We start from the raw sequence: 19,355 nt of genomic DNA on the forward strand, positions 1-19,355 counted from the left end.
ATTGAACTTTCCTGTGTCACTGCTACTCGATGGCTATAGGGTTTGTTGTACCCTCGCGTTATAGCCAAATGAATCAACTATAGTTTGCAATTATCCCAGAGCATGGATTCGCTGTGGCATAATGCCGATATAAAATAGCTGCAAAGATAGCCAGGCTAAATAGCCTGATCTGAAAAAAACTAATTCCGTTATCATAAAGGAAATCGTTGCGTCCGGCACTATAAGACCGCCGTCGTCGATAAAAATTCATTGATAGAGAACACATAATGCATATTTTTGGCAAAATTTTGGGTGCCTTTTTTGGCTTGTTACTCGGTGGCCCATTCGGTTTATTGTTTGGCCTATTTATCGGTCACCAATTCGATAAAGCTCGTCGTTTAAGCCAAGCTGGATTTTCTACAGGTGGTTTCGGTAAAGGGCCTAGCCAAGCTCAGCGCCAAGAAGAGTTTTTTAAAGCTGCATTCGCAGTAATGGGACACGTGGCAAAAGCCAAAGGTCAAGTCACCAAAGAAGAGATCCAATTGGCTTCGACCATGATGGATCGTATGCATCTCCACGGAGAGCAACGACGTGCTGCACAAGATGCTTTTCGTGAAGGCAAAGAGAGCGATTTCCCATTAGAAGATGTACTGGTTCGCGTGAAAATCTCTTCAGCAGGGCGCTTTGACCTGTTGCAATTCTTCCTAGAACTGCAAATCTCGGCAGCCTTTGCTGATGGCTCGATTCATCCGAGTGAACGTAATGTCCTGCATAAAATTGCCCGTGGCTTGGGCTTCTCTTCAGAGCAATTAGAGCGTCGCCTGCACATGCAAGAAGCGGCGTTCCGTTTCCAAAGCCATGGTGGCTTCCATGGCCAGCAGCAAGGACAATATCAATCTTCAGGGGCAGGTTGGCAGCAAGCTTCACAAGCGGATCAGTTGGCGGACGCTTATAAAATTCTGGATGTGTCTTCAGATGCAGACGGCAAAACGGTGAAGCGTGCTTACCGTAAGTTAATGAATGAACATCACCCAGATAAGTTGATGGCTAAAGGTTTGCCACCAGAGATGATGAACGTCGCGAAAGAAAAGTCGCAAGAGATTCAAAACGCTTACGATCTGATCAAGAAAGTCAAAGGCTTTAAGTAGCCGGAAGTTTTCTATCAAGTATTGGATTTTAAAAAGGGCACAGCGTGCCCTTTTTTCATGTCTTAGTCTTTGAGTTACCGATGTCTTTAGCTTTTGACCTATCATGATCCTAGTGCTAACTGACCTCAAATTCCCCAGTTTAGTTGGCTTGATTCAAGTCCCAATCGTATTCGTATTTCACTTTGCCAGAGAAATTTTTGTATTGCGGGGCATATTGAGCAATGTGGTTGAATACTCGCTTCTCACCGCCAAAGTCATTGGCAAACCAATCATAAATGGAAGAAAGCTGTGCCGTGTTACCTTGGATGGATACGCCTTTACTGCTGTTGATAAATGTTTTGGCGGCACTATCTAGTAGAGCTTGCGTGTTTTCGGCAGTGAATGCTTGAACCTGCAGATTAGGGCAGCCTAAGCTGGCACAGTTCACCGCGTAATGGGTTCTTGGATCATTCCAGATTGGACGCAAAATTCGATGTTCAATGTCGTTTAAAGTCAAGTTCTTCCCATTTATCTCGACCACATCATCTCCCCAAGGTCCAAAGCTAAATAAGCCACCCAGTTTGGTTATCGATTGGACGGGATAGTTATCCAAAATCAGATCAACCGTGATGGCGTTGTAAAGGTTTATCCAGTAGGCGTATTGCTCTGCTTGGTTGTATTGTAGAGGGTTGAGTTTTGCCAAACGTTGGATGTACTGTTTCAGCTTCGTTTTATCCGTCGAGGTGACTTGGCTGTAACGAAACAAGGTATTCTCGCCTTGTTCAACTAAGTAAGTATCGAGCAATTGCTGCCAATCTTGATGAGATATTTGACTTTGATTAGCCTGATTCGATTGTTTCCAATACGGCCATAAGTCGGATTTAGGCGCGGCAAATGTTGGTAAAGAAACCAGAGCACAAAATAGCAATAACAGACGCTTCATAGAGAGACCTTTGGGTTAAACCTTGTTGATAGTGTAGACCTGTCTAAGATGGGATTTCTTTCCTGGCACAATGAATATAAAGAAAAAAGGTTGGCCAATGCCAACCTTGTATTTGTTTCAATTGCGATTTGAATTAGCTCAAGAAACTCGGGATATTCGCCTCGTACTCGGCAATCTTGTCTTCGTGTTGAAGGGTAAGACCGATATTGTCCAAACCGTTTAGCAGGCAGTGACGACGGAACGAATCGATTTCAAAACCATATTCTTTGCCGTTGGCGCGAACCACATTCGCTTCTAGGTCCACTTCTACTTCTGCGCCTTCGTTAGCTTCAACAAACTGGAAGATTTCATCCACTTCTTGCTCAGTCAAACGAACTGGCACCATTTGGTTGTTGATCGAGTTACTGTAAAAAATATCGGCAAAGCTTGGTGCGATCATCGCTTTGATGCCGTAATCCGCCAGTGCCCATGGTGCGTGTTCACGAGAAGAACCACAACCGAAGTTTTCACGCGCTAGCAAGATAGAAGCGCCTTGGTAGCGAGGAGCGTTCATCACGAACTCTGGGTTCGGTTGTTCGCCAGCATCGTCTAGGAAGCGCCAGTCATGGAATAGGTGCTTACCAAACCCTAGGCGAGAGACCTTTTGTAGGAACTGCTTTGGAATGATGGCATCAGTATCAACGTTCGCTGTATCTAGAGGAACAACTAAGCCTGTGTGTTGTTTAAAGCCTGACATTTGTTTGCTCCTTAGTCTAGTTCACGAATATCTACAAAGTGACCAGCAATTGCTGCCGCCGCTGCCATCGCAGGGCTCACTAGGTGGGTACGGCCATCACGACCTTGGCGGCCTTCAAAGTTACGGTTTGAAGTAGACGCACAACGTTCATGTGGACCCAAACGGTCGTTGTTCATTGCTAGACACATCGAGCAACCTGGTAGGCGCCACTCAAAGCCCGCTTCTTTAAAGATAACGTCCAAGCCTTCCGCTTCCGCTTGCGCTTTTACTTGCTCAGAGCCAGGAACGATTAGCGCTTGAACGTGAGACGCGACTTTGCGACCTTTCGCTACTTCAGCGGCTGCGCGCATGTCTTCGATACGTGAGTTAGTACAAGAACCAACGAAGACTTTATCGACGTTGTAATCAGATAATGACTTGCCCGCTTCTAGACCCATGTAAGCCAACGCTTTTTCTGCAGAGGCTTTTTCCACTGGATCAGTAAAGCTTTCTGGTGCTGGGATTGGTTGATCTACTGCGATAACTTGGCCTGGGTTAGTTCCCCAAGTGACTTGTGGTTTAATATCTGCTGCGTTTAGAGTCACAACCGCATCAAACTGAGCCTCATCATCAGTTTTTAACGTCTTCCAGTATTCTACTGCTGCATCAAAGTCCGCACCTTGAGGTGAGAATTTACGGCCTTTAATGTATTCGAATGTGGTTTCATCTGGCGCAATCAAACCGGCTTTCGCACCTAGCTCAATTGCCATGTTACATACGGTCATACGGCCTTCCATTGAAAGGTCTGTGATCGCTTCACCGCAGAATTCAACTACGTAGCCTGTACCGCCAGCAGCTGTGGTTTCACCGATGATCGCTAGCACGATGTCTTTCGCCGTGATGCCTGGAGCCACTTTGCCTTTCACTTCTATCTTCATCGTTTTAGCGCGCGCTTGTTTTAGCGTTTGAGTTGCTAATACGTGCTCAACTTCTGATGTACCAATACCAAATGCTAGAGAGCCGAATGCACCGTGTGTAGCTGTGTGCGAGTCACCACAAACAATGGTCATGCCCGGTAGGGTAATACCAAGCTCTGGGCCCATAACGTGGACAATACCTTGGTACTTATGGTTGATGTCGTAAAGCGTAACACCAAACTCTTCACAGTTTTTCGATAGCGTTTCCATCTGGATACGTGCCATCTCACCGGATGCGTTGATGTCTTTGGTGGTTGTGGAAACGTTGTGGTCCATGGTGGCAAAAGTTTTGCTGACCTGACGCACTTTACGACCTTTTTCACGCAAGCCGTCAAATGCCTGCGGAGACGTCACTTCATGTACCAAGTGACGGTCGATGTACAAGATTGGGTTTTCCCCTTCTGCTGCGACGGCAACGTGTGCGTCGTAGACTTTTTCGTATAGTGTTTTGCCCATTGTTTGCTATCTCGTGTATAGCTCCCGACAACGGCTCATCAGGAGCAAATAATTATTATTAAGTCGTGCTGTATTAAGAGTTTAAGATGTACTCAGCGATCTTATCGCCCATCTCAGACGTCGAAAGTGCTGGGTTGTCACCGGCAAGGTCACCCGTTAGCTCACCTGCAGATAGTGCTTTTGAAACGGCCGTTTCGATGTCTTGTGCCGCCGTTTCTTCACCTAGGCTGTAACGCAGCATCAGTGCCGCAGATAGGATTTGCGCCACTGGGTTAGCGATGTTCTTACCTGCGATATCTGGTGCACTGCCACCAGCTGGCTCGTACAGACCGAATTTGCTTTCGTTTAGGCTTGCTGATGGCAACATACCCATAGAGCCAGTGATCATCGCGCACTCATCAGAAATGATGTCGCCGAAGATGTTTGAACATAGCATTACGTCGAACTGTGCTGGGTCTTTGATAAGCTGCATGGTTGCGTTATCAATATACATGTGTGATAGCTCGACATCTGGGTAGTCTTTTGCGATTTCTTCGACCACTTCACGCCATAGGATAGAGCTTTGTAGAACGTTCGCTTTGTCGATTGAGCACACTTTCTTACGACGTAGACGAGCAGACTCAAAGGCAATTTTTGCAATGCGTTCAATCTCGTAGCGGTGGTACACCTCAGTGTCGAACGCTTTTTCTGTCGGCCCTTCACCTTCACGACCTTTCGGTTGGCCGAAATAGATACCGCCTGTTAGTTCACGAACAACAACGATATCAAAGCCGCGACCTGAGATGTCTGCGCGTAGTGGTGAGAAAGCTTCAAGACCTGAGTGAATTTGTGCTGGGCGTAGATTACAGAACAGTTGGAAGTGCTTGCGTAGTGGTAGTAGGGCACCGCGTTCAGGTTGGTCATTTGGTGGCAAGTGTTCCCACTTAGGACCGCCAACTGAGCCGAATAGGACTGCATCAGACTCTTCACACGCTTTTACTGTGCTTTCTGGAAGTGGGCAACCGTGATTATCGATCGCGATACCACCTACATCGTGCTCGTCACGCTCAAACGCAATGCCGTGCTTCTTTTCGATTGCATCCAACACTTTATGTGCTTGCGCCATTACTTCTGGGCCGATGCCGTCGCCTGGTAAAACGGCAATTTTGTATGATTTGTCTGTCATGTTAATCCTTTAAATTTTTTGAGCTTGTCTAAAAATGAATTTGGTTGGAGCCTGCGTTGCGGGACTCAAGCTCCTTGAATTAATGATTAAACCGTTGCAATTCTCTTTTGCTTCATCTCTTCAATCTTATCGGCACGATGAATGCTATTGATAACGTGTAATAGCGCTTGGCCAGATGCTTCTACAATGTCGGTAGAAACGCCAGTGCCGTGGTACTTGCGGCCTTTGTAGTTGGCGATGATATCTGCTTGGCCCAGGCCATCTTCACCTTCGCCTTTTGCGGTTAGGTCAAACTTGTCTAGGACGATTTCGTAACCTGTCACGCGGTAGATACATTGGTATAGCGCATCAACTGGGCCATTACCGACGGCAGCTTCACACATTTCTTCATCGCCACATTGCATTTTGACGCTGGTGGTTGCCATTACGCTGCCAGATTGCACGCTTAGATAGTTCAACTTGTAGAAGTCGTCTTCTTCGCGCAAGTTCGAGAAGTGCATTAGCGCTTCTAGATCGTAGTCGAACACCTGACCTTTGCGGTCAGCAAGCTTCAAGAAGTCTTCGTACAGCGCATCTAGGTTGTACTCTTCTTCCTTGTAGCCCATCGCGTCCATGTGGCTCTTAACCGCAGCACGGCCACTGCGACTGGTTAGGTTCAATGCTTGGTTCTTAAGACCAATCGACTCAGGCGTCATGATCTCGTAAGTGTTTTTGTTCTTTAGCATGCCATCTTGGTGAATACCTGAAGAGTGGCTGAACGCGTTAGCACCAACGATAGCTTTGTTGCTCTGGATTGGCATGTTACAAAGCTGGCTGACCAACTTGCTGGTACGGTGGATTTCGTCGTGTTTTAGACCGGTATGCACACCCATGAACTCTTGGCGTGTTTTTAGGATCATCGCGATTTCTTCAAGAGAACAGTTACCCGCACGCTCACCGATACCGTTGATAGTGCCCTCTACCTGACGAGCGCCCGCTTGAACGGCAGCGATAGAATTGGCAACAGACATACCCAAATCATCGTGGCAGTGAACAGAGATGATCGCTTTGTCGATGTTTGGTACGCGGCTGAATAGGGTCTCAATGATGCCGCCAAATTCACTTGGTACTGTGTAGCCAACGGTATCTGGGATATTGATGGTGCTTGCGCCAGCATCGATAGCCGCTTCAACCATACGACATAGATTGTCGATAGGGGTGCGACCAGCATCTTCACAAGAAAACTCAACGTCATCGGTGTAGTTACGTGCGTGTTTTACGGCTTTCACGCCCATTTCTACAACATCGTCGTAGCTGCGGCGCAGTTTGTCTTGAACGTGAACAGTCGAAGTTGAGATGAAAGTGTGGATTCGGAATGCATCTGCGACTTTTAGTGCTTCAGCGGCAGCATCGATGTCTTTCGCAACGGCACGCGAAAGGGCACAAACTCGGCTGTTTTTAATGTGTTTTGCGATGGTTTGTACGGACTCGAAATCACCCGGAGAAGAAACAGGAAAACCCGCTTCGATAACATCAACGCCTAGCCTTTCCAGCGCATAGGCAATTTGCAGTTTTTCTTTAACCGTCAAGCTTGCTGACAACGCTTGTTCGCCATCACGCAATGTGGTGTCGAATATAATGACCTGATCGTTCATGTTTGCTTCCTTCATGATTTCTGCACTTTTCGTGCAATTTAATCGTTTACTTCCGGTATTTAGATATAAAAAAACCCGCATTTGCATGCGGGTTTCTTAGAAATTGGTGTGGTTATTTTTCTTCCACAGCCTACCCGCGCGAATTGGTCACGATCAGGAGGAGGCTAAGCAGGATAGAAAAACGTGCTGACATAGTTGTTAAGCATTCCACAAAATAAAGTTAACAAATTAGTACCGCACTCAATGGAACACGTCAACCCTAAAGTCGATTTTTTATTCATATCGGATGAGTGGATTTCTGTTAATGACTTTCTTAGGCAGTTCAGATGTTGGTGAGTATTCGTAGCATGAATTGTTTTTATTTCGTTCAGAAGGTGAGGTGCGTGAGTCTCACAAAGCCGTGGGGCTGGTGTCTTAATGATGAGAAGAGCGCTGGAGAGGACGGTTTTATACCGCATGCTTTGCGAGCTATCACACAAAGGGATCAATTGGTTGGTATCTTTCTATCAGAGCGTTTTATAGTAGAGCGGTTGCATTTGTAGAGTTTTAGCACAAACAGGTTAGGGATTAATGAATTTGGCAAAACAATTTGGACGTTCTGCTCTGGCTTTAGCGGTGATCTCTTTGTCTGGTTGCCAGCTGTTGCAGTTTGGAGCACCGACACAAACGACTTCTTCTGTGATGAAAGATGACCATGCAAAAAGTGTTATGGCGATCAATCATCAAATGGATCAGTATTTGAGTGAAGATGGTCGAGAGTCATTTTTGAACCAGATGCTGGTGGCATTGGAATCAGATAACCGTGATAAGTTTAAAGGCAAAGATCCCGACACTTACACCTGGTGGAAGATTCGCGTTCAGCCAAATCAATGGAAAGAGGCTGAAGTGAGTCGCCCGGTTGTCGAGGGGGTGGATACCTCCAGTACACTTGAATTTATGGATGTGTCCTATCGTTCTAAAACCACACTCAACCTGCGCGCTGAACCGAACTTACAAGGAGAGAAGTTGGGGGAGTTAAGTAAAGGGGAAGTGTTTAATGCCTTAGCGAAAGTGGAGGGTGAACCTTGGCTCTTGGTTGAACAAAAAGGCATGATCTGCGGTTATGTACATAAAGACTATGCGCGCAGTAACGTCGTAAATCGCGATATTCTTTCCATCAAGCCGAACCCTTTGCTAAGTAGTGAGGCTCCATCAGCAGAGAAATCCAAAGATAATGAGTTGTTCGGTAGCTACACTTGCCGTGACCTGAGCTACGAGTTGACCAAAGATGGTCACATCACGAAGGGCGCGCTGAGAGCTTGTCGAAAGCAACGCAAAGTCTGGTATATCGATGTGCCAGTGGCGAACGCCAACCCGTCCTAACGACAAATCATAGATAACACCCTAGGGTGGCAAGTTCGGTCGATAATTCAGTTATCGCCGAGCTTTTCTATAAAGCTATTTTTGTCCCTTTTTTCTGCTCTTCTCTCTATGCTTGGTCGTTGTCATTAATTGTCCAAGTTCCCGTCATGTAGTTGTCACTTTCAACGCCTACTTTTCATACAAAGTCGTTGTCAAAGTAAAGGACAGTTACATGCGAGCTTTAGAGACAATAACCCAACCAATAGCAAGTATTGCTAAATTCGATTTGGCATTCTCCAGTGTGTGTTTGCAGCACCGCTTCAATCAACAAGTCGCTAATATCAGTAAAGGCGTATCACACAGTGGAGATGGGCATCTCTACTTGGTGCTGGGCCTGCTAGCGTGGTTTCTTGATAAGCAGCAAGGGCAATGGTTCTTGCTCGCTGGACTCATTGCGTTTGCCATAGAGCTGCCAATCTACTGGGCGTTAAAAAACAGTTTTAAACGCCGTCGTCCTGAAGAACTTAGCGCATTGCTTCCTGCGTTTATAACCCCCTCTGATCGCTACAGTCTCCCCTCAGGCCACACGGCTGCAGGTTTCGTGATGGCGACGCTCATCAATCATTTTTATCCTGAACTGGGCACGTTTGCTTTTGTTTGGGCAGGGCTAATTGGTATTTCTCGCATTCTGCTTGGAGTGCATTTTTTCACAGATATCATCATCGGCGCGCTGTTAGGCAGCCTTTGTGGTTCCATTGCGCTAGCCATAGTGGGAGGCTAATTGATGAAAATCCTTTACGGTGTCCAAGGTACAGGAAACGGCCATATTGCTCGGGCACGAGCAATGAGTGAGGCATTTAAAGCACACGAGGTGCAGGTGGACTTTCTCTTCTCAGGCCGTGAACCAGACAAGTACTTCTCGATGGAAGCATTTGGTGACTATCAGACAAGGCGTGGTTTCACTTTTGTCACAGAAAAGGGCTCAGTGAACTACACCAAAACGGCGCTGAACAACAATCTGCTCCAGTTTTTCAAAGAAGTACAGCATCTTGATCTCTCTTCTTATGATCTAGTTATTAACGACTTTGAGCCAGTCTCTGCTTGGGCTGCACGCAAGCAAAACAAGCCATGTATCGGCATCAGTCACCAGAATGCCTTTCGCTATCCTGTACCACAGAAAGGGGCGAGTTGGTTTGATAAATCCGTGATCGAACATTTTGCCCCTTCTCAGCATCATCTAGGGCTACATTGGTATCACTTTGACCAACCTATTCTTCCTCCGATTGTACATACTCTTGACCATGCCTCAGGCAATGAAGATTTTGTGTTGGTTTATCTGCCGTTTGAATCTATAGAAGACATCAGTGACTTGCTGTTTCATTTCAATCAGCAGAGTTTTGTTTGCTATCACCCGAATGTGATTGAGTGTGAGCGAATTGAAAACATCGAGTTGAGACCTTTATGCCATACCAACTTCCAACATCATCTGCAGCGTTGCAGTGGTGTGATTGCCAATGGTGGTTTTGAACTGCCATCAGAGGCACTTTCGTTAGGTAAGAAACTTTTGCTCAAACCGTTAGCTGGGCAATTCGAACAGCAGAGTAATGTCGCCACTTTGGAAGACCTTGGGCTGGCGACTTCGATGGACAATCTCGATATCTCGATAGTGCGTCAGTGGCTAAAGGAACAACAAGCAGAAAGTGTGAAGTATCCCGATGTGGCAAAAGCGATTGCCAGTTGGGTATTGCAAGGGGCTTGGGATACAACTGAAAAGCTCTCTGAGCAGCTCTGGGAGCAGGTCGATTTTCCTAGCTATGTATCCAGTCTTTAGCCGCTTTTGGTATTGAATACTCGCAGTCATTCATGACCTGATTGGCTGCATTTTTATGCCCCTACGATCATTTCTATTCACGGTAATTTCGCTGCCTCTTTAACTGATTTGTGCATTTTGTGAACCGAACTATTGATACTGCCTTTTGAATCGAAATGCGAAAGATAATCTCAGTAAATGAATAAAGTGCTACCTGTAGATTGTCATTTACTTGCTAAATAAGTTGTCAGAAATCTCTGAATTCGTTGTTTTATACTTTTTTATGTTTTCTTAAGGCCATGATAATTAACGAATAAATACCTAATTGGCTAAAATTTAATGATTAAATATCAATCTAGTTGATAAACCTTAATCGATTAGTTGATAGTACGGTTCAAGCCGGAAATATCCGGACGATAAATATAATACAAATTCGGTTTTCTATTCCTTACAAATGATTCGAATCCAGCCACGGTCGTCTGTGTGCGAAGGGATTCTATTCGTTAAGAATTCATTGAACCAAGTTGACGATTACATAAGAGGCGCACTCCATGTTAGATAAAAAAGACGCGATGAGCGCAATTGCTAGCTACCGTATGGAAAGCACATTGCGTGGTGTAGATTTAAATCTATTGACTGTATTTGATGCTGTGATGCAAGAGCAAAACATTACTCGTGCAGCACACAATCTAGGTATGTCACAACCAGCGGTAAGCAACGCGGTTGCTCGCCTAAAAGTGATGTTTAATGATGAGCTATTTATGCGTCAGGGTCGTGGTATTCAACCAACTCAACGCGCTCGTCAGCTGTTTGGCCCAATCCGCCAAGCACTGCAACTTATCCGCAACGAATTGCCGAGCTCAGTATTCCAACCTGAGTCTTCAACTCGTCTATTTAAGCTCGCGATTTGTAGCCCATGTGACATGCGTTTCGCACCTCGCATTATGGCGAACATCAATGAGCAGGCGCCAAGCGTACAACTTCACCTAGATGCGGAATTTGATCGCCTTCTTTCAGAGCGTATGCGCTACCAAGAAATCGACTTCGTAATCGACTACGCTCGTTTCGATGACCAAGGTTTCTCAAGCACTGAAATCTTCAAAGATGAGTTAGTTGTGATTGCTTCTAAGACGCACCCTCGCATTCAAGGTGGTGTATCAGCTGAGCAACTGATCAACGAAAAACACGCGAAACTTTCACGCGTACATGGTCAACGCAGCTTCTCTGAGCAAGCGTACCGCGAGCTTGATTGCCAAGCAGCGTACGAAGGTTCAAGCCTAAGCAACCTGCTTTACGTAGTAAGTCAGTCTGAGCTTATAACTATCGCACCACGTTGGATGGCAGAAAACGCAGTAAACAGCGACCGACTGCAAATCCTAGATTTCCCATTTGAAAACAAAGAAATCAGCGGTTATCTAAGCTGGCACGAGTCAAGTGAGAAAGACAAAGGTCACATCTGGCTACGTGATCAGCTAATGATCACTTGTGGTGAAGTGGTAGCACTTAAATAAGCCGATTTTTTAGCCTGACTAACTGGTCAGACTGGATTTGTAATCATCAATTTTTACAATTCCTTGGCCCCGAGAGATTGCCGTCTTTCGGGGTCTTTTTATATCCACCAAATGACAACTGAAACAGCGACTTAAGTTGATTAAACCTTCATCACTCAAACATGAGCTATGCTCTCATTAGTGATAGTCGTCTCTTTATAATAATAAGTTTGATAATGGTCAGTTGCGTTTTTAAGCTTCGAGGTTACACTTGTGCGCTCAAATAGCTTACGCCTGTAAGCCAAAAGGTAATGTAAAGAATGGCCAAGTTAGATTTTCATATCGTAAAACGTATTCGTGAACAAATTGCGAAGGGTAGTACTCGTGTTGCGCTTAAACATAAAGTCGGCGACACATGGCAAGGTATTACTTGGGAGCAATTTGGTCAGCAAGTAGATGCTTTATCACTTGCGCTTTTGGCTCAGGGATTGGGCGTTCAAGATAAGATCGGTATCTTCTCAAACAATATGCCGCAGTGGACGATTGCTGACTTTGCAGCGTTGCAATTGCGTGGCGTGACTGTACCGATTTACCCAACTAACACGGCAGCACAGTCTGCTTACATCATCGATAACGCAGACGTAAAAGTGCTGTTCGTTGGTGAGCAGCCACAGTTTGATGCAGCAGTTAGCATCTACGACGAATGTCAGCAGCTTGAGCTTATCGTTGCAATGTCAGACGACATTGATCTGGGTGAGCATGCCTTTGCGATGTCTTGGCAAGACTTTATTGCCAAGGGGGACAATAGCCAGCACGCTGAGCTTGAGGTTCGCTTAGAGCAAGCACAAGAAGATGATTTACTGACTCTGATTTACACTTCGGGCACGACAGGTCAGCCAAAAGGCGTGATGTTGGATTACGCTAACATCTCTGCGCAGCTTGAAGGTCACGATCAACGCCTAAGCTTGACGGAAGACGACGTATCGCTATGTTTCCTACCACTATCACACGTATTTGAACGTGCGTGGACATTCTACGTGCTCTACAAGGGCGGAACTAACTGTTATCTGCAAGACACGATGCAAGTGCGTGATGCGCTGAGCGAAGTACGCCCTACAGTCATGAGTGCAGTACCTCGCTTCTATGAGAAAATCTTCTCTGCTATTCATGAGAAAGTGTCTCGAGCACCTGTTCAGCGTAAGATCATGTTCACTTGGGCTGTAAACATGGGCGCGAAGATGGCGGCATGTCATCAAGAAGGTCGCAAGCCATCGTTGATGCTGCGCAAGTCGTATGCTCTGGCGGATAAACTGGTTCTGAGCAAGCTACGTGCATTACTTGGTGGCCGCATTAACTTCATGCCATGTGGTGGTGCGAAGTTGGATGAAACAATTGGTCGCTTCTTCCACGCAATTGGCATCAACGTGAAGCTTGGCTACGGCATGACAGAAACCACAGCAACGGTTTCATGTTGGGATGACCAATGTTTTGATCCAAGCTCTATCGGTATGGCAATGCCGGGTGCGCAAGTTAAGATCGGCGAAAATAATGAGATCTTAGTTCGTGGCCCAATGGTGATGCGTGGCTACTACAAAATGCCAGAAGAGACCGAGAAGACATTCGACGAGCATGGTTTCTTGAAGACGGGTGATGCAGGCTACATTGATGAGAATGGCAACCTGTTCATTACTGATCGTATTAAAGAACTGATGAAGACCTCAAACGGTAAGTACATTGCACCTCAGGTCGTAGAAGGTGCGATTGGTAAAGACCACTTCATCGAGCAGATCGCGGTTATTGCTGATACACGTAAGTTTGTATCCGCGCTTATCGTTCCTTGTTATGACTCGCTAGAACAGTACGCGAAAGAGCTGAACATCAAGTACCACGATCGTGTTGAGTTGATCAAACACCACCAAATTGTCGAGATGCTTGAGAAGCGTGTTAATGACCTTCAGAAAGAACTGGCTAAGTTTGAACAGGTTAAGAAATTCAAACTGTTGCCGAAAGCGTTCTCGATGGATGATGGTGAGTTGACCCCAACACAAAAACTTCGTCGAAAAGTCATCAACGACAAATACCAAGATGAAATCGAAGAAATGTACAACGAAAAGTCAGATAAAAAGTAACTTAAGCTGACTTAGATTTCAGATTGATGAAATTATCCCCAGTTGCCTAATATTGTGCTGCTGGGGATTTTTTATGACCGCTTTTCACACTTCTTTCCTCTCTACAAAGAGAAAAAAACACTCTGGGTCGCTATTTTTAGTAAAATTATTCACTTTATTTTCAGTGTATATATTTTGTTGATTCTAAAATGCTCTCTATTGGTAGCGTCTAACCCTGACTTTGTTCTAATTTAAAGCATCTTGTTTAAAATTTGATTTACCTCTCATTAGACCCGTTGATAATAAAACGTTACATTTGTTGTGTTACCTTGCGTTTTGTTATGACAGGCGTAAGACATAGCTGAAAAAGTGGAAGTATTTCTATTAGGCTACGAATAAGACCTAGACTATGTAAAACCAGACCAAACCGTTGGCCTTACGGTGAGGAAAACTGGTAAGGAGAGCAATTATGACAGCAATGTTGTCAGGCGCAGAGATGGTAGTGCAATCTCTGATCGAAGAGAGCGTAGAACAAATCTTTGGTTACCCAGGTGGTTCCGTTTTAGATATCTACGATGCCCTGCACGCCAAAACCGATCAAATCAAACACGTACTAGTAAGACATGAACAAGCTGCCACTCATATGGCGGATGGCTATGCCCGAGCAACGGGTAAGCCGGGTGTAGTACTGGTGTGTTCGGGTCCAGGCGCGACCAATACCATCACGGGTATTGCGACGGCGTACATGGACTCCATTCCAATGATCGTCATTTCAGGCAACGTGCCAAACAACCTGATTGGTAATGATGCCTTTCAAGAGTGTGACATCGTGGGTGTATCGCGCCCAGTAGTGAAACACAGCTTCTTAGTAAAAAAAGCAGAAGACATTCCAGAGACGATCAAAAAGGCGTTTTACATCTCGACAACTGGCCGTCCTGGTCCGGTTGTGATTGATTTGCCAAAAGACATTTTGAACCCGCAAATCAAGCTTCCTTACGAGTATCCAGAAAGCATTTCGATGCGTTCATACAAACCGACGACATCAGGTCACAAAGGTCAGATCAAAAAAGCATTGAAGTCGCTTGTTGAGGCGAAGAAGCCTGTATTGTACATCGGTGGTGGTGCCGTTATTTCTGGTGCCAATGAGCACATCCAAGCGCTATCAGATGAATTGAACTTGCCTGTGGTAAGTACATTGATGGGGTTAGGTGCTTTCCCTGGTACGCATAAAAACTCGCTGGGCATGTTAGGCATGCATGGTACCTATGAAGCCAATATGGCGATGCACGAAGCGGATCTTATCTTCGGTATTGGGGTCCGTTTTGACGACCGTACCACCAACAACCTAGAGAAGTACTGTCCGAATGCCAAAGTGATGCACATTGACATCGATCCTTCTTCCATTTCTAAAAACGTGAAAGTGGATCTGCCAATCGTAGGCTCGGCGGATAAAGTCTTGGCAACCATGATGGGCCTATTGAAAGAGCAAGGCAGCAGCAACGATCAAGGTGCGATCACCCAGTGGTGGGAAGAGATCCAAGTATGGCGTGATCGTCAGTGTCTGGCCTACGAAACCTCTCCTGAGCGTATCAAGCCTCAACAGGTGATTGAAACCCTACACAAGCTGACCAATGGTGATGCTTACGTGGCGTCTGATGTTGGTCAGCACCAAATGTTTGCGGCGCTTTACTACCCATTTAATAAGCCACGCCGTTGGATCAACTCTGGTGGCCTTGGCACCATGGGCTTCGGTCTGCCTGCTGGTATGGGCGTGAAGTTCGCGATGCCAGAAGAAGAAGTGGTGGTGGTGACTGGTGACGGGAGTATTCAGATGAATATTCAGGAGTTGTCGACTGCAATGCAATACGACATACCTGTGAAGATCATCAACCTGAACAACCGATTCCTAGGCATGGTAAAACAGTGGCAAGACATTATTTACCAAGGTCGTCACTCCAATTCATACATGAGTTCTGTTCCTGATTTTGCAGCGATTGCAGAAGCTTATGGTCACGTCGGTATTCGTATCGAAACGCCAGATCAGCTTGAAGCGGGTCTACAAAAAGCGTTAGACATGAAAGATCGTTTGGTGTTTGTCGACATCAACGTAGATGAAACCGAACACGTTTACCCAATGCAGATCAAAGGCGAGGGTATGGACAAGATGTGGCTAAGCAAAACGGAGCGTACTTAATATGAGACACATTATTTCTTTGCTAATGGAAAACCAACCTGGTGCTTTGTCTCGTGTTGTTGGTCTGTTTTCGCAGCGTGGTTATAACATCGAGTCTTTGAACGTATCACCAACCGATGATGAAACGTTATCGCGTTTGAACATCACGACCACATCCGATGAAATGCAGCTTGAGCAAATCCAAAAGCAGCTGCACAAATTGATTGATGTGCTGAAAGTTCAAGAAGTGACAGAGTTCGAGCATATTGAGCGCGAGCTGATGATGGTGAAGGTAAAAGCAAGTGGTTTTGCTCGCGCTGAAGTTAAGCGCACGGCTGATATCTTCCGTGGCCAAATTGTGGATGTGACCGCTTCTCAGTATACAGTTCAGTTAGCGGGCACGAGTGAGAAGCTGGATGCTTTCATCCAAGCGATTTCTGAAGTAACTGAAGTCGTGGAAGTAGCTCGTAGTGGTGTGGTTGGTATTGCTCGTGGAGAGCGTTGCCTTAAACCTTAATGAAACCAAGTGTATTTCAGAAAAGCCATCGTTCATCGATGGCTTTTTGTTTAGAAAACAACAAATAATGATATAATTGACGTTTTCGTAAACAATGTGAGTAGTAGAACGCGTGAAAGTCAGGAAGTTAGTCAGCGCCTTGCTGGCGACGACGCTATTTTTTAGCGCGCTCATCTCAATCTACTACTACCAGAAATATCAAACTCTGCTAGCGAGTAACGTCAAGAATACCGCGAAAGAGGCCCTTCACCAGTTAGCTTACTCTGAGCGCGAATATAACAACGTTCAAGATCAGATCTCCTCCATTAGTGATCTTCTCGGTCACAGTCAAAGCCTTTACGACTACTTACGTCATCCAAATCCAAAGAATCTCGCCATCTTAGAAGAGGTGTGGAGTTCGGTTGCCGTAAACCAAAAATGGTACCGGCAAATCCGTTTTCTCAACCTCGAAGGTCGAGAGAATGTACGGATTAATTACGATTTCAAAACTGGAACGGCCGCCGCAGCCCGCACGCTACAAGACAAATCAGACCGAGAATATTTCCAATATGCGCAGAATCTGGAAAATGATCAGATTGGCTCTTGGGGGATCGATCTAGAGCAAGAAAATGGCGCGCTTGTATATCCTTACAGACCATCGGTTCGCATTATGATGCCGGTCGCAATGGATGGTGTACGTGAAGGTTACCTGGTGCTGAATATCGATGTGCAATACCTATCGTCTCGCTTGAACTACTCACCGGTCAGAGACTTCAATATTGAGTTGCTCAATCAAGCGGGTTACTACGTTGCAAGCCCATACTCTGGAAAACTTTATGGCGATAGTATCCCAGATCGCTCTCGATTTAATTTTGGCTTATTGCAACCCGATGTTTGGCAAAACATGGGCTCAGAGAAGATGGGCTATGAGTACAACGGTAAAAACCTGACTGTATTCAATACGATTGCCTTCGTACCAGGTGAGCCTCTCCACTTAATTATCGATCTTTCGCAAGAACAACTGCTCGAGAGAGCGGACCGTGATATTGATGACTTAGTCCAAGAAGCGTTTTTTGTGCTCAGCTTAATGCTGGTGTTTGCACTTCCGGTTACCTCTCTTGCACTGCATTACCGTCGCCATAGTATCGAGTCTAAATTAGCGAGAGCTGCGCTAGATGGGATGACTGCCGTCGTTATTTCAGATACTTCACACCGCATTATGATGGTGAACCAGGAGTTTGAAGACATGATGGGTTATTCGTCTTCTCGATTACGAGGTTGGAATGCCCATAATCTAATTTTTATTCCTGAAGACCTAGAAAACATTCTCGCGATTTGGAACAAACTGGGCGTGGAGCAAGTATGGGAAGGGGAAGTGCGTTGCCGCACTAAGCTTAATCATGTGTTTACGGCCATTATGCGTATTCAGGCCATTATGGTGAAGTCGGGTAAAGTCAGTTATTACATAACCTCGTTAGTGGATATCTCAGAGCGTAAAGAACTGGAAGAAAAGTTGCGTAACTTAAGTGAACGTGACGGATTAACCAATCTTTGGAACCGACGCAAGTTTGAAGATCAGTTGGCTCAGCATGCCAATATGCTAGAGCGTTATCCGAATACGCCAACCACTTGTTTAGCGCTGTTTGATATTGACCATTTTAAGCGTATCAACGATGAGATGGGCCATGATGAAGGAGACCGAGTCATCTGCAGCGTGGCGGAAACATTACTTAGCGGAGTAAGGAATACTGACTTCGTTGCTCGAGTTGGTGGTGAAGAGTTTGCAGTGCTCATGCCGCACACGACGATACAAGAAGCGGAAGTGGTATTAAATCGCTTGAGAGTGGCTGTCGAGTTGAGTGGTGATGGCTCAGTGACGGTAAGTGTTGGTTATAGTGATTTAACTGCCGATCGCACTCGTAGCTATAAGTGCGCAGATATTGCCCTGTACGAATCAAAAAGTGCAGGGCGTAACCGAGTGTCTATTTGTCACTGTTTCGATGACATTGCTTAGCTAAGTAAGCCGTGGGAAACGTTCATCACTGAAGGCGTTTCTCCAAAACAAAAAAATCGGGATAGCCCCGATTTTTTACTATCTATTGGGCGATATAATTAAGCAGGCTCTAGCTCTAGTACCGTTTCAATGCGTTGCATTGAGCTTAGTAAGTGCTTATCTAAAAGATCCATGGCTTCTTCGCTGTTCTTTGCAAGCACCAACTTCATGATCATCTCATGCTCATCGATATTGAATAGGGCATCTTTCTCTGAGCTTACCGCTTGCATTGCAAAATAGCGGTAGCGTTTGATTTGGTTAATCAGATCGCTAAAGAACTCAAACATGTTCTTTGAATCGGCACCTTCGAGTAGAGAAACGTGGAATTGATAATGACGCTCTTCCCACTCTTTCCAGCAGAATGTCTCATCAAAGTTCAGGCGTGATAGCTTGTGGTATGAAGTCAGCACGTCCAGCTCCCAGCTTTCATCCCCCGCTAAAATTGCTTTCTTAAGCAGTACAGAAGAGACCACACGAAGGCTTTCGTATAGGTCGTTCAATTCTTTTTTGCATACAGGTGCAACCCAACAGCCTTTTTGTGGTTCAAGTTTGACATACTTGCTCCAGGACAGTTGCACAAGTGCTTCGCGGATAGGTGATGCACCAACGTTGTATTTCTGTTTCAGCTCAGCAACCACAAGCTTTTGACCTGGTTTTAATTCACCCGTCAGGATGTCCTGACAGATCATTTTCGAAACTTTGTCGGTAAGGGTAGGACTAGACACAAGCAACCTCATGAAATTTTATTATCGTGACGACAACTAAACGGTACGTGGTTCGGTTGTGATTGATAATACAGCGTACTGATTATGAGGGCAAGATTAAATATATAAAAAAAGAGGGCTGAAGCCCTCTTTTTTATTGAACTGATGATTGAATTCTTCAGTC

General features: G+C 45.5%; 15 protein-coding genes. 9 read left to right on the forward strand and 6 right to left on the reverse strand.

The window, feature by feature from the left end; all coding sequences use genetic code 11:
* Positions 1–266 precede the first annotated feature (266 nt).
* Complete coding sequence (gene djlA, locus A8140_RS02220; protein WP_005528607.1) at positions 267–1,127, forward strand: co-chaperone DjlA; 861 nt, start codon at positions 267–269, stop codon at positions 1,125–1,127.
* Positions 1,128–1,266: 139 nt separating this feature from the next.
* Here djlA and A8140_RS02225 read toward each other — a convergent pair whose 3' ends face one another.
* From A8140_RS02225 to leuA, 5 genes are all read right to left on the reverse strand, one after another.
* A complete protein-coding gene (locus tag A8140_RS02225) occupies positions 1,267–2,049 on the reverse strand; it encodes a DUF547 domain-containing protein (RefSeq protein ID WP_005528609.1) in 783 nt (260 codons plus the stop codon).
* 133 nt (positions 2,050–2,182) lie between these two features.
* The gene (leuD, locus tag A8140_RS02230; RefSeq protein ID WP_005528610.1) at positions 2,183–2,785 is read right to left on the reverse strand and encodes a 3-isopropylmalate dehydratase small subunit; all 603 of its coding nucleotides are present in this window, start codon (positions 2,783–2,785) and stop codon (positions 2,183–2,185) included.
* Between the two features lie 11 nt (positions 2,786–2,796).
* The gene (gene leuC / locus A8140_RS02235) at positions 2,797–4,197 is read right to left on the reverse strand and encodes a 3-isopropylmalate dehydratase large subunit (RefSeq protein ID WP_005528612.1); all 1,401 of its coding nucleotides are present in this window, start codon (positions 4,195–4,197) and stop codon (positions 2,797–2,799) included.
* Between the two features lie 73 nt (positions 4,198–4,270).
* Complete coding sequence (gene leuB / locus A8140_RS02240; RefSeq protein WP_005430431.1) at positions 4,271–5,362, reverse strand: 3-isopropylmalate dehydrogenase; 1,092 nt, start codon at positions 5,360–5,362, stop codon at positions 4,271–4,273.
* 86 nt (positions 5,363–5,448) lie between these two features.
* Positions 5,449–6,996 carry a 2-isopropylmalate synthase gene (gene leuA / locus A8140_RS02245; protein WP_005528614.1) on the reverse strand — a complete coding sequence of 516 codons (1,548 nt, stop codon included), beginning with the start codon at positions 6,994–6,996 and terminating at the stop codon, positions 5,449–5,451.
* A gap of 570 nt (positions 6,997–7,566) precedes the next feature.
* Here leuA and A8140_RS02260 point away from each other — a divergent pair.
* The 8 genes from A8140_RS02260 to A8140_RS02295 all read left to right on the forward strand — a co-directional run bounded on the left by A8140_RS02260 (position 7,567) and on the right by A8140_RS02295 (position 18,428).
* Entirely contained in the window at positions 7,567–8,358 is a 792-nt protein-coding gene (locus A8140_RS02260; protein ID WP_005528616.1) for an SH3 domain-containing protein, read from the forward strand.
* A gap of 211 nt (positions 8,359–8,569) precedes the next feature.
* Complete coding sequence (locus tag A8140_RS02265; protein ID WP_005528618.1) at positions 8,570–9,118, forward strand: phosphatase PAP2 family protein; 549 nt, start codon at positions 8,570–8,572, stop codon at positions 9,116–9,118.
* Positions 9,119–9,121: 3 nt separating this feature from the next.
* A complete protein-coding gene (locus tag A8140_RS02270; protein WP_005528620.1) occupies positions 9,122–10,168 on the forward strand; it encodes an MJ1255/VC2487 family glycosyltransferase in 1,047 nt (348 codons plus the stop codon).
* A gap of 530 nt (positions 10,169–10,698) precedes the next feature.
* The gene (gene calR, locus A8140_RS02275; protein ID WP_005528622.1) at positions 10,699–11,658 is read left to right on the forward strand and encodes a LysR family transcriptional regulator CalR; all 960 of its coding nucleotides are present in this window, start codon (positions 10,699–10,701) and stop codon (positions 11,656–11,658) included.
* A gap of 299 nt (positions 11,659–11,957) precedes the next feature.
* Complete coding sequence (locus tag A8140_RS02280; RefSeq protein WP_005528624.1) at positions 11,958–13,766, forward strand: AMP-dependent synthetase/ligase; 1,809 nt, start codon at positions 11,958–11,960, stop codon at positions 13,764–13,766.
* Between the two features lie 448 nt (positions 13,767–14,214).
* The gene (locus A8140_RS02285) at positions 14,215–15,939 is read left to right on the forward strand and encodes an acetolactate synthase 3 large subunit (protein WP_005528626.1); all 1,725 of its coding nucleotides are present in this window, start codon (positions 14,215–14,217) and stop codon (positions 15,937–15,939) included.
* A 1-nt stretch (position 15,940) separates the two neighbouring features.
* Positions 15,941–16,435 carry an acetolactate synthase small subunit gene (gene ilvN / locus A8140_RS02290; RefSeq protein WP_005430438.1) on the forward strand — a complete coding sequence of 165 codons (495 nt, stop codon included), beginning with the start codon at positions 15,941–15,943 and terminating at the stop codon, positions 16,433–16,435.
* A gap of 112 nt (positions 16,436–16,547) precedes the next feature.
* Positions 16,548–18,428: a sensor domain-containing diguanylate cyclase gene (locus A8140_RS02295; RefSeq protein ID WP_005528628.1), complete on the forward strand. Its 1,881-nt coding sequence runs from the start codon at positions 16,548–16,550 to the stop codon at positions 18,426–18,428.
* A gap of 98 nt (positions 18,429–18,526) precedes the next feature.
* On the opposite strand, the gene A8140_RS02300 is transcribed toward A8140_RS02295, so the two are convergent.
* A complete protein-coding gene (locus tag A8140_RS02300; RefSeq protein ID WP_080619496.1) occupies positions 18,527–19,204 on the reverse strand; it encodes a GntR family transcriptional regulator in 678 nt (225 codons plus the stop codon).
* Positions 19,205–19,355: the final 151 nt, after the last annotated feature.

Source organism: Vibrio campbellii CAIM 519 = NBRC 15631 = ATCC 25920 (assembly GCF_002163755.1).
Lineage (GTDB): Bacteria > Pseudomonadota > Gammaproteobacteria > Enterobacterales > Vibrionaceae > Vibrio > Vibrio campbellii.

Excerpts from the sequence above, each read along its gene's own strand:
- djlA (WP_005528607.1), top strand. The coding sequence starts at position 267 with ATGCATATTTTTGGCAAAATTTTGGGTGCCTTTTTTGGCTTGTTACTC.
- A8140_RS02225 (WP_005528609.1), bottom strand. The coding sequence starts at position 2,049 with ATGAAGCGTCTGTTATTGCTATTTTGTGCTCTGGTTTCTTTACCAACA.
- leuD (WP_005528610.1), bottom strand. The coding sequence starts at position 2,785 with ATGTCAGGCTTTAAACAACACACAGGCTTAGTTGTTCCTCTAGATACA.
- leuC (WP_005528612.1), bottom strand. The coding sequence starts at position 4,197 with ATGGGCAAAACACTATACGAAAAAGTCTACGACGCACACGTTGCCGTC.
- leuB (WP_005430431.1), bottom strand. The coding sequence starts at position 5,362 with ATGACAGACAAATCATACAAAATTGCCGTTTTACCAGGCGACGGCATC.
- leuA (WP_005528614.1), bottom strand. The coding sequence starts at position 6,996 with ATGAACGATCAGGTCATTATATTCGACACCACATTGCGTGATGGCGAA.
- A8140_RS02260 (WP_005528616.1), top strand. The coding sequence starts at position 7,567 with ATGAATTTGGCAAAACAATTTGGACGTTCTGCTCTGGCTTTAGCGGTG.
- A8140_RS02265 (WP_005528618.1), top strand. The coding sequence starts at position 8,570 with ATGCGAGCTTTAGAGACAATAACCCAACCAATAGCAAGTATTGCTAAA.
- A8140_RS02270 (WP_005528620.1), top strand. The coding sequence starts at position 9,122 with ATGAAAATCCTTTACGGTGTCCAAGGTACAGGAAACGGCCATATTGCT.
- calR (WP_005528622.1), top strand. The coding sequence starts at position 10,699 with ATGTTAGATAAAAAAGACGCGATGAGCGCAATTGCTAGCTACCGTATG.
- A8140_RS02280 (WP_005528624.1), top strand. The coding sequence starts at position 11,958 with ATGGCCAAGTTAGATTTTCATATCGTAAAACGTATTCGTGAACAAATT.
- A8140_RS02285 (WP_005528626.1), top strand. The coding sequence starts at position 14,215 with ATGACAGCAATGTTGTCAGGCGCAGAGATGGTAGTGCAATCTCTGATC.
- ilvN (WP_005430438.1), top strand. The coding sequence starts at position 15,941 with ATGAGACACATTATTTCTTTGCTAATGGAAAACCAACCTGGTGCTTTG.
- A8140_RS02300 (WP_080619496.1), bottom strand. The coding sequence starts at position 19,204 with ATGAGGTTGCTTGTGTCTAGTCCTACCCTTACCGACAAAGTTTCGAAA.